This window comes from Spirochaetales bacterium (assembly GCA_016930085.1).
GTDB lineage: Bacteria > Spirochaetota > Spirochaetia > SZUA-6 > JAFGRV01 > JAFGHO01.
This window is the reverse complement of sequence record JAFGHO010000106.1, coordinates 23023-38465: the sequence shown is the minus strand read 5'-3', so window position 1 is coordinate 38465 and position 15443 is coordinate 23023. Positions and strand designations below refer to the sequence as shown.

General features: G+C 49.7%; 10 protein-coding genes. 3 read left to right on the top strand and 7 right to left on the bottom strand.

The features are described 5' to 3' along the window. Positions 1–52: 52 nt before the first annotated feature. Both JW881_18180 and JW881_18175 read right to left on the bottom strand, forming a co-directional pair. Complete coding sequence (locus JW881_18180; GenBank protein MBN1699455.1) at positions 53–1369, bottom strand: PhoH family protein; 1317 nt, start codon at positions 1367–1369, stop codon at positions 53–55. A 129-nt stretch (positions 1370–1498) separates the two neighbouring features. Continuing rightward, the gene (locus tag JW881_18175; GenBank protein ID MBN1699454.1) at positions 1499–3151 is read right to left on the bottom strand and encodes a hypothetical protein; all 1653 of its coding nucleotides are present in this window, start codon (positions 3149–3151) and stop codon (positions 1499–1501) included. 224 nt (positions 3152–3375) lie between these two features. Here JW881_18175 and JW881_18170 point away from each other — a divergent pair, with 224 nt between their 5' ends. The 3 genes from JW881_18170 (at position 3376) to JW881_18160 (ending at position 8482) form a co-directional block, all read left to right on the top strand. Then, on the top strand, positions 3376–4308 hold the full coding sequence (locus JW881_18170) for a HEAT repeat domain-containing protein (GenBank protein ID MBN1699453.1): 933 nt from the start codon (positions 3376–3378) through the stop codon (positions 4306–4308). 64 nt (positions 4309–4372) lie between these two features. Beyond that, positions 4373–6592 carry an AAA family ATPase gene (locus JW881_18165; GenBank protein MBN1699452.1) on the top strand — a complete coding sequence of 740 codons (2220 nt, stop codon included), beginning with the start codon at positions 4373–4375 and terminating at the stop codon, positions 6590–6592. A 39-nt stretch (positions 6593–6631) separates the two neighbouring features. Next, complete coding sequence (locus JW881_18160; GenBank protein ID MBN1699451.1) at positions 6632–8482, top strand: M61 family metallopeptidase; 1851 nt, start codon at positions 6632–6634, stop codon at positions 8480–8482. A 57-nt stretch (positions 8483–8539) separates the two neighbouring features. On the opposite strand, the gene JW881_18155 is transcribed toward JW881_18160, so the two are convergent. The 5 genes from JW881_18155 to treY form a co-directional block, all read right to left on the bottom strand. After that, a complete protein-coding gene (locus JW881_18155; GenBank protein MBN1699450.1) occupies positions 8540–8986 on the bottom strand; it encodes an FKBP-type peptidyl-prolyl cis-trans isomerase in 447 nt (148 codons plus the stop codon). 671 nt (positions 8987–9657) lie between these two features. Beyond that, on the bottom strand, positions 9658–10086 hold the full coding sequence (locus JW881_18150; GenBank protein ID MBN1699449.1) for an FKBP-type peptidyl-prolyl cis-trans isomerase: 429 nt from the start codon (positions 10084–10086) through the stop codon (positions 9658–9660). A 129-nt stretch (positions 10087–10215) separates the two neighbouring features. After that, entirely contained in the window at positions 10216–10875 is a 660-nt protein-coding gene (locus JW881_18145) for a BON domain-containing protein (protein MBN1699448.1), read from the bottom strand. 170 nt (positions 10876–11045) lie between these two features. After that, entirely contained in the window at positions 11046–12782 is a 1737-nt protein-coding gene (gene treZ, locus JW881_18140) for a malto-oligosyltrehalose trehalohydrolase (protein MBN1699447.1), read from the bottom strand. Next, a complete protein-coding gene (treY, locus tag JW881_18135; GenBank protein MBN1699446.1) occupies positions 12779–15442 on the bottom strand; it encodes a malto-oligosyltrehalose synthase in 2664 nt (887 codons plus the stop codon). The genes treZ and treY overlap by 4 nt, the downstream gene beginning before the upstream one ends. Between the last annotated feature and the right edge of the window lies 1 nt (position 15443).

Genomic DNA, 15443 nt, shown 5'->3' with positions numbered 1-15443 from the left:
GCTGCGGGGAAGCGATCGATACGCACCATCGCATATCGTAAAAACGAATGAATTACAGCAATTCGGCTGCGAGTTCGGCGAGGGTACTTCTTTCCGACTTTTCCAGTGTGATATGACCGTAGAGATCCTGGCCCTTGAATGTTTCCACAAGGTAACTCAGCCCGTTTGAATTGGAATCGAGGTAGGGGGTATCGATCTGGTAAGGATCTCCGGTCAGTACGACCTTCGTCCCCTCCCCCGCCCTGCTGACAATCGTTTTTACCTCGTGCGGGGAAAGATTTTGCGCCTCATCGATAATGATAAACTGATGAGGAAGGCTTCTGCCCCGTATAAAGGTAAGCGCCTCGATTTCAATGAAATTCTGCGTGACAAGTTCCTGGATCGTGGTAAAATTGACTTTTTTGTAGCTGTTGATTATGTATTCGAGATTATCGAAAAGGGGCTGCATCCAGTTTTTGAGTTTTGCCTCCTTGTCCCCGGGCAGATATCCGATATCCTTTCCAAGTGGAACAAGCGGGCGCGATATAAGCAGCCTGGTATAACTGTCGGTGTCATGCGCTTTTTTGAGCCCGGCCGCAATCGAAAGAAGGGTTTTGCCGGTTCCCGCTTTTCCCACAAGGGTGACAAGCGGGATCGAATCGTCGAGGAGGAGATCAAAGGCGATCTTCTGCCGCGCGTTCAATGGCTTCACCCCCCACACGCTTCGTGAATGTGAAGTAATTCGAACCAGCTTTTTCTTGGTCCTGTTGAAGCGGGTGATGATAATATCTTCCCGTTTGCCCTCATTCCCGCGTTTGAAAACGACATACTGATTCGGATAACACGACTCTTTCCATTCGATCTGTCCTTCTTCTATCAGTGTCTTCATAATCTGCTCGGAACCGTCCAGCTCCTTTACTCCCGGGTAAAGGTTATGGATGTCCACCTTCTGCTTTTCATAGTCGACGGCCTTTAATCCCAGAGAAATCGCCTTGACCCGCGCGTTGATATCTTTTGAAACAAAAAACACCTGCTTCCCCTCCTGGTGAAGCGAGACGGCGGTCAGTAAAATCTTGTTATCGGTTTTTTCGACATTGAAACCGATAGGTATCTTGTTGTCGAAGGTGAGGACAACGCGAAGGACAGACCCATTGTCCATCATCACCCCCTCACTCAAAGAACCCTTCTTACCCATTTCATCGAGAAAACGTACCGCGCTTCGCGCGTTTCTTCCTTTTTCACCGCCGGCTGTTTTCAGATTATCCAATTCTTCGAGGACCCAAAGGGGTATGACAACCTCATTGTCCCGAAAGGAGAGGATGGCGTCGGGTTTATGTATAAGGACGTTTGTGTCGATGACAAAGGTTTTCAATTTGTTGTTTTCAGGCATATATTCCCTTTTCCGTTAACGATCATTTATGCACATCCGGCCGAATGCGGTATCATGGTAAATGAAGGATCGAACCGTGTCAAGCAGAGGACGGGGCATTCGTTCTCAATCCCCGCTCATCTTCCGCTTCTACGTATCGACTTTATCTTCTTCATCCATGGCGGTCTTGATGTCGTCGACCGCCTCTTCCAGGCCGCGTATATTCTGCTCGTTCCGCCTTCCTATGGAAAATACCGTTTTCGCCTCGTTTACGATCGCGTCCGAACTATCGATGATCGTTGCGATACGCACTTCGACGACACCGGCTACTTCATGGATTGTTTCGACCGTATCCGAACCGCCCGAAATAAGAGAACCTATTTCATTAAGAGAGACATTCGCTTCATCATTTGAGTCTTTCAAGACTCCCACGGTTGAAAGTATTTCTCCGGCACCGCTTCCCAACTCTTCCATGCCGTAGAGAATCTCCTCCATGGCGCTCGATATTCCGCCGAGTTTTTCGACCAGCCCGAATATTTGCCGGATGTTCACGCTTCCCGTTTCACTTGTCGTCCCGATCAACCGGGCGTTCTCTTCGAGTAAATTCCTTATTGCCCGCGAGTTCTCATTCGTCTCCTCTGAAAGCGTGCGGATTTCATCCGCGACTATCGAAAACCCCTTCCCCGCTTCACCCGCATGTGCCGCTTCGATGGCGGCATTCATGGCGAGAAGGTTCGTTCTTCCGGCGATCCCTTCGATCACGCTTATTATCTCCATCATTTCCTCGGACGATTTTTTTATCCCGTCAAAGGCGGAAAGCGATTCATCAAGCTGTTCGGCGCCGTCCTTTGCCGACTGCCGGAGCGATTCCAGAAGTGCCTGCCGTTCCCTTGCCGAAACGGAAATGGACCGGATCGATGAGGCCATCTGATTGATCGAACTCGACGATTCGTTTACCGCGGCGGACTGATCGTCCATCCTTGCCCGGATGATATCACGCCGATCGAGCATCTTCCGCTGATACTCCTGCACCTCGACGACCTGCCCGCACAACCGGGCGATCTCGTTCCGCATCGACTCCAGTTCCTTCTTGATGGATTCGGTGAGTGTCACCGTCTTTTCCGCGGATGCGTTCAGTTCCTTTCCCGCCGAAAGCCCCCGGCGCACCGATTCAATCACGCCCGCCGCCTTTTCGTATCCCGTCCGCGAGCGCAGTTCCGCGCTTCTCGACATGCGCAGCGCCGTCTGATAATTGGTCTGAATAATAAAAATAAAAAGCCCGATGAGGACGGGAGAGATGAATGTGGCGATGAGGTTCGAGAAAGGATGATCGATAAGGCCTTCCCTGAACGCCGGCAGGGACCGGAAAATATAGACAAGCACCAGATTAATGACGGCGCCGGCGCTCATCGCGGCGCCCTGCCACCTAGCGTACCCGTAAACGGCGACAGAGACGATAATCGGTGCGAAATAGCCGATGGTCGAGGTCAAATATTCCGACGGTCCGACCGATTGTGTCGTCAGATTAACATACGAGATGACGAGATACGAGACGGCAAGCGTAATATTGACCGCAACCTTGTATCTGCCGGAAATAAGCAGTGCGATCGTGACGATGTTTGCGATGACAAGGATGAATCCCCCGAACGCCGCAACGGAAAACCGGGTGAGAAACGAGCGTGCGGTAAGGACGATTCCCGCGATTGCCAGAAAGACGACGACATAGAAAAGCGCGATCGATTTCGATTGAATTTCAGGACCCGCGTTCGAATATATCCGACGAAGCCGTTTATTCACATTCATTCATGCACTCCTCATAAAGTATACTATATCCGCCGCCAATTTCAATAAACGAAGAAAAAAAGTACCTTTGGCGACAGGCGGAAATCCGCCATACGGATAAAACAGACGCTTGTAATTTTGGTTTTTTAAATTATAATGAGAGTATGAGAATGCGGTATCATCTTGTTACGTGCGACTTCTCGGATAATTTATTTAAGCATAGCAGGGATAAATAAACATTATTCATGGATATTTTTACCGACGTTTTTTCTCAAAATATGTGGATAATCTATATTGCCGGGGTTGTTCTTTTTATCATTGGCTTCTTTGCCATTAGAAAACTGGTGATGTTCCTCCTCACCTGGATATACCGCGAGAAATGGCATCTCAGCAAGCTCGATAACGAAGACCCGTATGAGCGGTATTTTGCGATCAGAGCGCTGCGAAAAGACGGGACACTGAAGGCGCTGCCCCAGCTTATCGAGACGCTAAGGCACGATGAAGACATGGACATCTGTGAAGAAGCCTATCTCTCAATCGATATGATTATCGAACGGCTTTCGAAACGGGGCGTTGAAGCATACAAAGGACTTATCATCGATATTGTCGCCAATCATTGGAACACCGATTTTTCCCGAATCAAGGCAATTCACCTTATCGGAAAATACAATATCATCGAAATCGAGGATATTCTCATACAGCTGCTCAAGACGGAAAAACAGTCCGCCATCCTGAAGGAAATCATTATCACCCTGGGCAACCTTAAAAGTAAAAAAGCGGCTCCGGAACTCTTTTCGATACTCCTGGGCAAAAAAAAAGACGATCTCTACAGGGAAGTATTTGCTTTTATTCGAATGATGGATCTGAGGGAATATGTGGAGAAAATCCATAATCTTGTCACGAATGAATGCCACACCGCGGATACATACGGAGAAGAAGGAGAATACACTTATTGTTATGAACTGTCGAAAACCCTCATCAACATGGGAAATAAAAAGGAGGGTTCAAGGCTTCTGAACAAACGACTCGCTTTTCTGAACAACCTGAAAATACCGTTTAGCGGCGACGCGGAAAACGAAGAGAATGAAATTATCAACAGGAACTACTTTTTACGGGAACGGGAGATGCAACTCATCAAGGAGACCTTGAAAGACGAAGCGGAATACGTTGATCATTAACCCGGATATACCGCGGCCAAACATGATACTGGTATAAACGATTTTTTTCCTTTATACTGCATCCATGGAACTTTTCTCTTCCGCCGCCTCCCCCGGATTCGAACCCCTCGCCGCGAGAATGCGCCCGCGAACACTCAATGAGTATGTCGGCCAGGAGCATATAATCGGTCCGGGAAGACTTCTCCGAAGGGCGATCAAGGCGGATCAGATAACATCCGTCATCTTTTACGGCCCCCCCGGTACCGGCAAAACCACCCTGGCACGCGTTATCGCGAATACGACAAAGAGCAATTTCGTTACCATAAATGCCGTTCTTGCCGGCGTAAAGGAAATCCGGGAAACCGTAAAAAAAGCTCAGGATTACCGCGTTGCCTACGATCAGAAAACGATCCTCTTCGTCGATGAAGTGCATCGCTGGAACAAGGCACAGCAGGACGCCCTGCTCCCCTGGGTTGAAAACGGCACGATCATCCTCATCGGCGCGACGATTGAAAATCCCTACTTCGAAGTCAATCGGGCGCTTCTAAGCAGAAGCAGGATATTTCAGTTAAAGCCCTTGACCGCCTTTGATCTCAGGCGTATCGTTCGGATGACGTTCTGCGACACGGAACGGGGGTACGGGAAATTCACGGTCATCTGCGACGATGATGCCCTCGATCACCTCATCCATGTGGCGAATGGGGATGCACGCAGCCTGCTCAACGCGCTTGAACTGGCGGTCGAAACGACCCCTGAGTTATTTCCACCGCCTGACGGAGAAACAATTCACATTACCCTTGAAATCGCCGAACAAAGTATACAAAAAAAGGCGGTCCTCTATGACAAGGAAGGGGACTACCACTTTGACACCGCAAGCGCGTTCATCAAATCATTGCGCGGTTCGGACCCCGATGCCGCCCTCTACTGGTGCGCGAAAATGGTTCACGCCGGTGAAGATCCCCGCTTTATCTTCCGAAGAATGCTTATCTTTGCCTGTGAGGATGTGGGAATGGCCGATCCCACGGCACTCACGATCACGGAAGCGGCGGCCGCCTCATTCGATCGCGTCGGTATGCCGGAAGGACGCTTTCATCTGGCCCATGCCGTGCTTTATCTTTCCACCTGTCCGAAATCCCATTCCGCGTTCGGTTTTTTCGATGCGATAGATACCGTGAGTAACGAGGCGGATATGGATGTCCCGAATCACCTGAAAGACTCGAACAGGGACAAAAACGCTTTCGGTCACGGAAAAGGGTACCTCTATCCGCACGCCTACAGAGATCACTGGGTCGCTCAACAATACCTGCCCGATTCGCTGAAAGGAAGTGTCTTCTATCGGCCCGGAGAAACGGGATATGAGGCGGCCATAAAGACGCTTCTCAACCGCCGGAGGGAAGCCCAGCTCGCCGCCGTCACGGGACAGGCTTCGCCCGAGGTTCTCACCTTTTCCCCGCCGGACAGAACCAGGGACGTGTGGTTCGAGCGGGCGGCAAGCACGCGTTCGGTGATGCTCGGCGACATTCGCGATGAAATATTTTCGGGTATCCCGTTCCGGCGCCATGAAACGGTGCTCGTCCTTTCTTGTAAGGACGGCCTGCTTCTCTGGGAGGCTTTGCGCAAGGTTCCCGAAGGGGGTGTCGTCGGTATTGTCGCCCGCGATGAGGAAAGGAAATCCCTCGAACATTATGCCGGAAGTTTCGCCGAATTCGAAAAACCGATACTGGTAACGGGTGACATCGAGACGGTCGCCTTCGGCGGCCCTGATGGGGATACGGATATAACGCAATTCGACGCGATCGTCGGGCGCAACACCCTCACCGGCCGTACCGATAAACAGATAACGGTGAACCGATACCATTCTCTTCTGTCCGGGGGAGGAAAAATTTCGATTGCCGAAATCATCCCCTCACGGACCCAGAGACTCTCCGGCCTCGAGGAACTCCTTCCGCTGGGCGAAAAACTCCTTGCCGCGATGCGAACCGTGGAGGATGAAGTGTACCATTCACCCGACAATCCCATCGTCAACTGGACGGAAGACGACCTCTATTCACTGTTTCGCGACATGAAGTTCCGCGATATCGAAAAAAAACGAAAGACATACAGGGAGGAACGGTACATCCGTGAAAAGGATATCGAACGGTGGTTCAGGACGGACGGAGGTGAACGGACGGGCTACGGAACGGCCCTCAAAAAGATACTCACGGATTCGGAGTTCGAAGATATGGTTGCCGGTATGAAACGGGAACTGGGGGAAACGAGTGTTGTATGGAAGCATACGGTCGCTTTTCTCAGGGCGGTAAAGTAGCGGGCGCGCCGGTCGTACGCGATACAGGATGGTAACACGATGAAAAAAAGATATCGGGTCTTTACGGCGATGGTTTGTACCGTACTGCTCCATGTCGCCGGGTGCCGCTCGATCGAAGACCTCTTTCCTCCGGATGCCAAAGCGATTGCACCCCGCGATAGCCGCGTATTGCACTATACCGTCGATATGAAAGCACCACATACACATTACATTTCAATTTCAATCCTGACCGACACCGCAATCCCGTCTTTTTTCGACATCGCGATGCCCGCGTGGTCGCCCGGGAAATACAGGATCATGGATTTTGCCCGGCATGTCCGCGATGTGAGGGCGTATCGGAACGGGAGCGGAGAAGAACTTGCGCTGCGGAGACGGGACAAACAGACATGGCGGATATCCGGCCCAGCGCCTGAAGGCATTACCGTCACGTACCGTGTGTACGCAAACTATATGTCGGGGACGTTCAGCCAGCTTCATTCAAACGGCGCGCTCATCAACGGAGCATCGGTCTTTATGTATCCGGTCGCATTACGCCGCCTGCCGATACTGCTTTCCGTCAAACTCCCTGAAGAAAAGGATTGGGAGATCGCGACCGCACTCCCCGCAACTAAAGATCCATTCGTCTTTCATGCCCGGAACTATCTGCATCTTGTCGATTGTCCCATCTCGATCGGTCATATACGGACATACGCCTTTCAAAGTCACGGGAAACGGATTTCCATCGTCTATCAGTCGCCTTTCACCTTCGATTTCGAAGAAAAACTCTCGGACAATTGTCGTCGTGTCTGCGATGCCGCCGGCGACCTCTTCGGCGGGTTCCCCTTTTTTCATTATCGCTTTATCTTTCACTTCAATGTCCGTCCGGGCGAATGGGATGCGATGGAACACCGGTCATCCGCCGTGATTACCGATCCCGAAATGAAGAACACCGGGCGGCACCTTATGGAAAAGACAACGCTGACGGCGCATGAGCTTTTTCACGTATGGAATGTCAAATGCATCCGGCCCTGCTGTTTCGCCCATTATGATTTATCGAAGGAAACGTACACGGAGAGTCTCTGGGTCGTCGAAGGACTCACAAAATATTATCAGTATGTCCTTTTGCTGCGCGCTGGACTCATTTCGAGAAAGGAGTTCAGGGAGAAACTGGAAGCGGTTATCTCCGGATATGAATCGAATCCCGGCCGTACACAGACGTCCCTCAACGACTCATCGTTGCTAACATGGCTCGACCGTTCGGGTCCTGAAGACTCAGACCGTAACAACACGCGAGTCAGCTATTACAACAAGGGCGCGGTAGTCGGGCTGCTTCTCGATCTGCGTATTCGGGGACTCACCGGAGGAGAAAAAGGGCTCGACGATGTTTTCCGTTACCTTTACCGTAATTACTATCTGAAAAACAAATGCTATATGATTGATGATTTCTATACCGTCTGTTCCCGGATCGCCGGTCTGTCATTAGATGACTTTTTTTCCACCGCCGTCAGGGGTGTCGGAGAACTTCCTTATGCACAATGCGCCGCACCCTGTGGGTTTGTCATTGAGAATGCGAACAAGACACCCCGACCCTATTTTGGCGTACTCCTTGATGAATCGGTGATCATAAACATATTTCCCGGTTCACCCGCCGAAAAAGCGGGGTGCCAGAAATATGACCGGATAGACAGACTCAACGGAGAACCATTCAGCGGAGACCTGACAGAAGCATTGAACGGCCTTGCCCCGGGAGACAGGGTCGGCGTCACCGTCAGCCGTAACGGTCTGGAACGCGATATTCTTGTCGACATCGGCTCATCTCTTCCCGTCGATTTTATTTTCAGTGAAAAATCAGCCCTCGATACCGAAACAAAATATATTCGCAACGCCTTTTATACGGGTAAAAAACCTTAAAATCATTCGTTTACGAGTCCATACGTATTAAAAAAGCGGCGTTTCTCCGTACTTCTTCTATTCGGAAGGCGGAGAAACGGGTTTTTCGATCCCGACGACCTCGATGTCGTATTGAAGCGTCTTGTCACAGAGCCGGTGATTGAAATCCACTATGAATATCTTGGGCTTCACCTCCAGAACGGTCCCTTTAATCGGTCTTTTGGTATAGAAATCATAATGAAGATATTCCTCCCCTTTCTTGACGCCCCCATCACGGTATCCCTTTGTCAGGGTTTTGATCCGTTCGTCATTTCTACGGCCATATCCCTTTTCCGGGTCAACGGCAATCTTTTTCTCATCTCCTTTTTCCATACCGATCAACGCTTCTTCAAACCCCTTTACCAGATCCCCCTCACCTACCGTCACCTCAATCGGATCCCCGTCTTTATTCGAAAAAAGCACTTTACCTTTATCTGTTTTTTCCGTATAACGAATTTTAACGACATCGCCTTTTTTTACACTCATCGAATACCTCCCTTAAACATTATCCGGATTTTATTGATATTCCCGGCTTGACCGGGTGATTGGCATACAAAGCGGCATTAATACAATACTATAAGCCAGCGGAAATTTATACAACCCCCACGGTGGCGTAATGACGAACAAGATCAATAAATAACGGAAAGATCGTTACTGAAAAATTTGAGAAAAGGAAATCGCCAACAAGGTCTCTCACAGAGCTTCAAGAGCATACAGAGAAATAATTGTAATCCTCTTCCTCCGTGCCCTCTGCGGGCTCTGTGTGAAATTTTCTTGATGCAAATCTGATTAGAAATCTTATGAATTCAGAATACTTATATATATCAGTCACATACTATTATTCCCGCATACCGCCGGACATGACGGACTTTTACCGTTTCATGCCGGCATTGTATCCCAAAGCGGTAAGCCGGAATCTGCCGCAGGGGAATTCCCCATCGTCATAGTGCCAGATCGCTTCGCCGAAACGGGCGAGGGTGAATCCATTTATTTCCGTACGGGAAACGGCGGATCACGCATGTCCTCTGTGTAATTTTCCATCCGTGTTATACCGCGGTTCCCATCAAACCTGTAGCCGTGTTTGAATTGCGCGCCAAAAAACGAAAACAAGCGATTGCGATAAAATAACGGTAAAAAATCGCTTATCCGGTAAACCGCTACCGGTTTATCTCCAAAACAGTCACCTCGAATTTGATGGTCTTCCCGGCAAAAGGATTATTGAAATCAATCTTGACGTTATCACGATCGATATCGATTATTTTTCCCTTGACGATCCTGCCCGACTTTCTATCCTTGAAATCCAGGACTTCCCCGATATAGATATTTCCGACCGGTACGAGTTCTTTTGAATAATCGATAACGAGTTCATTCCTTTTATTGCCGAACGCTTTTTCCGGAGGAAGCACGGCTTCCCTGGTCTGGCCTTCATGCATATCCATGACGATTTCATCGATACCGGGAATGATCTCCCCTTTTCCCACTTTAAACTCGAGTGAATTATCCCCCTCGTACGAAAACAAATTGCTGCCGTTGAACATTTTCCCCACACATTTTATTTTAACGCTGTCACCTTGTTTTACTTTCATTTGTTTTCCTCCTTCCTCGCGCTATCGCACTAATAAAACGGCGTATAATGACGGAAATACGCCGCAATCTTCTTATATTATATTTAATCATATTTTTCCGTTATTATTCAACACGATTACGAGGATTCATCATCTCCGCTTGACAATTGTTATATTATTTCTAATTTCCCTGTTGCGGCATACGGATGCAATGACATTTTCGGCGAGGTTTCGATGTATCCAATTGACGGTCCTGCCCGAAAGGACGATGATATCGCCTTTCACCGAGACATCGATATCGTCGCTTCGAAAATATTTCAGATCTGCAAGAATATGATGTATTTTTCTTTTAAGTACCTTTTCCTGATCTTTTTGTTTTAATTCGACGCTGGTCGAATCCGTGAAGCGTTTCACAAGCGGATTCGTTGTTATGAGTCTGTTCATCAGGTCTTTTTCGAGCCCCGTCTCGAGTTTTCCGCGTATCGTCACACACCCGTTTAAAACATCAATGTTTAGTTTTTGTTCATCAATGAGCGGATCGATATGGAGGAGATTATTCAGATGAATCGCAAGGAGTTCGTCGTTTGTCTTTTCGGGATATCGCTTTACGGTAATCCGGTCTTCTATGCGTCTTCCTCCTGAGAATGCGTTAATGTCGGCGAGCATCTTGTTTTTTCGCGCCTCATCATCGAGTATCCCGTTCAAAATGATTTCGTCATCCTTTACCTCAAACGATATCCTGGAAATATCCATATTGTTATCGAGACAATAATCGAGAATTCTGTTCTTTAAATCGGTTTCTTCCGTCATGATAACGGTCCCTTTTTTATAATATGACACACCGCCCGCTGCATGTGTATTACGTAAATCCCTATATTGCTGATGTTATTATACATATTCCAATGACAAACTTGAACGAGAACACACTCCCATTCGGCTTTCAGCCGTCGATTTCGGCTTTCAGCCGTCGATTTCGGCCTTCAGCCGTCGGTTTCCATTATCGCGAGACTGCGGGGCGGCAAAACGATATTTCCTTCATTGAAACCGATATTGCCGGATGAGGCGAGGAGAATTTTCCCTTTGTACCCTTTATCAATCCGTATTGTTTTATCCGATATATTGCAAAAAACAAGAAAATTGTTTCGTTGAATGACCATCCACATCCGGTCCGGATCGAAGGTGACGTTTCCGCCGCCGAACCTTCCGCACGAGAGACCGGGATGTTTTTTCCGCAGAGTTATAAGCGATTCATACCAGTCGTGAAGCTCACCATGCGGTTCCCGTTCCATTTCCTCCCACCTGAGGCGCGAACGGAGAAAGGTTTCCTCTTTTTGCGGATCGGGGATATCCTCGGGTCTCCATCCGAACCCGGCAAACTCTTCCCTTCTCCCCCTGACCACTGCCTTACCCAACTCCTCGTCCCCGTGATCGGTAAAATAAAGAAAAGGGGTGGAAGCCCCCCATTCCTCCCCCTGGAAAATAAGGGGAACGAACGGCGACGTCAAAACTAAAGCCGCCGCAATTTTTACTTTTTCTTTATCGACGAGATGCCCGATACGGTCCCCCTTTGCCCTGTTTCCGATTTGGTCGTGATTCTGACTGAAAACGACGAACCTTTCGCCCGCGCGTTCGGGGACCGGTCTTCCGTGGTTTCGTTTTCGGAAACCGCTGTACTGTCCGGTATACACATATCCGTGACAATAGGCCCGAATGAAGTGCTCGATGGACCCGAAATCGCCGTAATACCCGTTTTTTTCTCCGGTAAGCATTGCATGAAGGGCGTGGTGAAAATCGTCATTCCACTGCGCGTCAAGCCCGTATCCATGGGCGTCCCTCGACAAAATCAAACGGGGATCATTAAGGTCGCTTTCCGCGATCAGCGCCAGATTTCTTCCCGTTTCCGTTTCCAGGGCGTCTACCGCCACTGATAATTCCTCGAGAAAGTGAAGCGCCGACCTGTCGTGGATTGAATGAACCGCGTCGAGTCTGAGGCCGTCAAAATGATAATCCCTGAGCCACATGAGGGCATTGTCGATATAAAATCGTCTTACTTCATTACTGTACGCCCCGTCGAAATTGACCGCGTTCCCCCACGGGGTTTTATACATATCGGTGAAATACGGAGCGAAAAAACCGAGGTAGTTTCCTTCCGGGCCGAGGTGGTTGTAGACCACATCGAGAATAACGGCCATGTCCTTACGGTGGCACGCGTCGACGAGGTGTTTGAGGGAATCCGGTGTGCCGTACGCGCGGTGCGGAGCGAACAGATTGACGCCGTCATAGCCCCATCCCCGCAGGCCGGAATAACCGGCGACGGGCATCAGTTCAAGATGAGTGATACCAAGATCTTTCAGGTAATCCAGTTTTGAAATACACCCGTTGAAGGTTCCTTCGGACGTAAATGTGCCGATATGAAGTTCGTAGATGATTGCTTGAGAAAGCGGTATTTGCCGGAATCCCCCATCGTGCCATTCAAATAAATCGTGGTCGACCGCCGATGACGCCCCATGTACTCCCCATGGTTGAGAAAGCGAACGGGGATCGGGGAGCGGTTTGCTTCCGTCGACGTAAAAATAATATCCCCCCCCCAATGAGGCTTCCGGCAGCTCGCTTTTCCACCACCCGCCGTCTTCTTTTCGCATCGCAAAGCGTCTGTCGCCCGCGACAAGTTCCACCTTACGGCTAAAAGGCGACCAGACGGATATTCGTCTTTTCATGGGCCGCCGCCTTCTTTTTCCCTCACTAAAAAGGCCACGGGGAAATCACGGAATATTTCGGCGATACTCGTAAAGCCCTCCCCGTAAAGACGGCCGTCATACACATTTTTCCACCGTCCCTCACCGAGTTTGATTTCCGTATCATCCCAAAGACCGCCGTTTTTTTTAATCAGCCGCGGTACGACGGTAATGCAATTCTCACCCCGCATAAAAGCGACGACATGATCGCTCTTTCCGCCTTTGACCTCGGCCGGTTTGTATGATGCGTTGTGGAAATACTCCGGGTGTTCTTTCCTGACATTCAGTGTTTTATATATGAGCCATAATTTCGGGTGTCCGTTATCGATGTGGTCCATTACCTCTTCCGCTTTCATCGCTTCGCATTCGCCGAGGATTTCCATTCTCCGCCTGAAATCGACTGCCCGTCTATTGTCCGGATCGACAAGACTCAAGTCCCACAGTTCCGTGCCCTGGTAAATATCCGGAACGCCCGGGGCCGTCAGCTTGAGGAGTGTCTGCGACAGTGAGTTGATTCTCCCGGCGGTACTTATTTCAGAAACAAACGATCTTGTATATTCCAGAAATGTCTCATTGTTCAAAATCGTCTCGATGAACTCCCTGCATACCTCCTCGTAATGAGAATCCGGTTGTGCCCAGGACGAGTGAATTTTCGCCTCTCTCGCCGCTTTTTCAGTGAAAGCCGCAAGGCGTTCCGCGGTAATCGGCCATGCGCCGACGATCGTCTGGTAGAGGAGGTATTCCATGTTCCTGTCCGGTATGCCGTCTTTTCTGAACCCCTCATTGTTCTGGGCCGCATTGATTACGTACATCGTCCACTTATCCGGAATCTCCGAAATAACCGCCAATCTCGCCCTCACATCCTCACTCCGTTTCGTGTCGTGAGTCGAGGTCGTCGTCATGGTATGGGGAAACTCCTCGGAGACAAGGGTCATATAACGGTGAAAGGATTCGACGGCGGTGCCGAATATACCGGGGTCGCCCCCGACCTCATTCAGCATCACGAATCTGTTGTAACAATAAAACGCCGTGTCCTCGGCGCCCTTCGCCATTACCGGTCCGGACATCTGCTGCAGACTCAGGGCGAACTCTTTCGCTTCTTTATCACCGGTTTCCAGAAGCACGATCGAATTAAGAAAATCAAAAAGAAGCGGATCGATGTCTTCCCTCATCTTTTTCGCACGCGCGATAGTCTCGTCGATCATTTTCCTGTCGATATCGGATACCTTATTCCCGTCGCTGTCCCTGACATATGTCCGGTAAACGGGCAGCAACGCGATATATTCAACGATGGTCGCCTTGACTTCTTCCCGGATAAAATCCCTGTACATCCTGTCTTCTCCGCATAACCTGAATAGCTGCTCGGTCAGCCTGTTCACGTCGCTCGCGAGAATTTCCTTCATCACCATTTTTTTCTTTTCGTAAAGTATCGTCGCGTAATCACGTTGTTCGCCGGTAAACCGGGAGTAGAAACCGTCGAGAAGGCTTTCTCCGCCGGGATCGACATAAAGTCCGCCGGCGTAATTGAGAAAATCATAGCCGGTCGTCCCATGGACCGGCCATGACCGCGGCAGGGATTCACCCCGGTGAAGAATTTTCTCGGCGATAACCCACAAATCGGGCGCCTTTCCCCTTAACCGTATGAAATATACTTCGGGATCGCGCAGCCCGTCCGGGTGGTCGACCCGCAGCCCGTCGATTTTTTTCTCCTCGATGAGACGGAAAACGAGTTCGTGCGTATCCGCGAAGACTTCCTCGTCCTCCATTCGTAACGCGACGAGATTGTTGATATTGAAAAATCGCCTGTAACCGAGATCCGTACGCGCCAGTTTCCAGAACGCAAGGCGGTAATTCTGTAAATCAATGAATCTGTCCATCCGGTCACTGTCCGAGTTCAATAACTCGATTTCCTCGTCGATCAGTCTCCTTACCGCCGGTTGTTCGGTAATTATTCGATCGAGGATGCTTATAAGGATACCCTTGTCTCGCCTTCTTCTTCGCGTTTTTACCCTCTCCGTCAGATCCGGATTGGGAAGGTAGTGCAGTGCGCTGACGACGAACCCGAGTTCATCCGATTTTGATTTGTTTGCCACCGGCATCAATATTTCGATTAGAGACTTGGGCGCCGCGGGAAAGATATAATCGTAATACCGGATCAGGAACCTGTTTTCCCTCCGTTCGCAGAAGATCTCCCCTTTTTCCAGTACCTTGCCGTAATGATCGCCCAATATAGGCAGGAGGACCTTGTTGTCCGGCCTGTCCTGCGGATATTCCCAGTCAACGTCAAAATATGTCGAATACGAACTGGACGGGCCGTTTTCGAGGACGTCCCACCACCACTTGTTTTCGGGTCCATGAATGGCCATGTGATTCGGGACGATATCCATGACAATACCCATCTTCTTTTTTCTGAGTTCCCTGAAGAGTCTCGTGTACGCCTTCTCCCCTCCCAGTTCTTCGTTTATCAGGGTATGGTCGACGACGTCATAGCCGTGTCTGCTTCCCGGCACGGCCTGAAGATACGGTGAGGCGTATATATGACTGATTCCCAGTTTATCGAGATAATCAACCTGTGCCGTCGCATCGTCAAAGGCAAAATCCCCGTGAAGCTGCAAACGGTATGTGCTTGATGGTATCGCCATT

Coding starts and splice junctions, on each gene's coding strand:
- JW881_18180 (MBN1699455.1), bottom strand. CDS start 1,369: ATGCCTGAAAACAACAAATTGAAAACCTTTGTCATCGACACAAACGTC.
- JW881_18175 (MBN1699454.1), bottom strand. CDS start 3,151: ATGAATGTGAATAAACGGCTTCGTCGGATATATTCGAACGCGGGTCCT.
- JW881_18170 (MBN1699453.1), top strand. CDS start 3,376: ATGGATATTTTTACCGACGTTTTTTCTCAAAATATGTGGATAATCTAT.
- JW881_18165 (MBN1699452.1), top strand. CDS start 4,373: ATGGAACTTTTCTCTTCCGCCGCCTCCCCCGGATTCGAACCCCTCGCC.
- JW881_18160 (MBN1699451.1), top strand. CDS start 6,632: ATGAAAAAAAGATATCGGGTCTTTACGGCGATGGTTTGTACCGTACTG.
- JW881_18155 (MBN1699450.1), bottom strand. CDS start 8,986: ATGAGTGTAAAAAAAGGCGATGTCGTTAAAATTCGTTATACGGAAAAA.
- JW881_18150 (MBN1699449.1), bottom strand. CDS start 10,086: ATGAAAGTAAAACAAGGTGACAGCGTTAAAATAAAATGTGTGGGGAAA.
- JW881_18145 (MBN1699448.1), bottom strand. CDS start 10,875: ATGACGGAAGAAACCGATTTAAAGAACAGAATTCTCGATTATTGTCTC.
- treZ (MBN1699447.1), bottom strand. CDS start 12,782: ATGAAAAGACGAATATCCGTCTGGTCGCCTTTTAGCCGTAAGGTGGAA.
- treY (MBN1699446.1), bottom strand. CDS start 15,442: ATGGCGATACCATCAAGCACATACCGTTTGCAGCTTCACGGGGATTTT.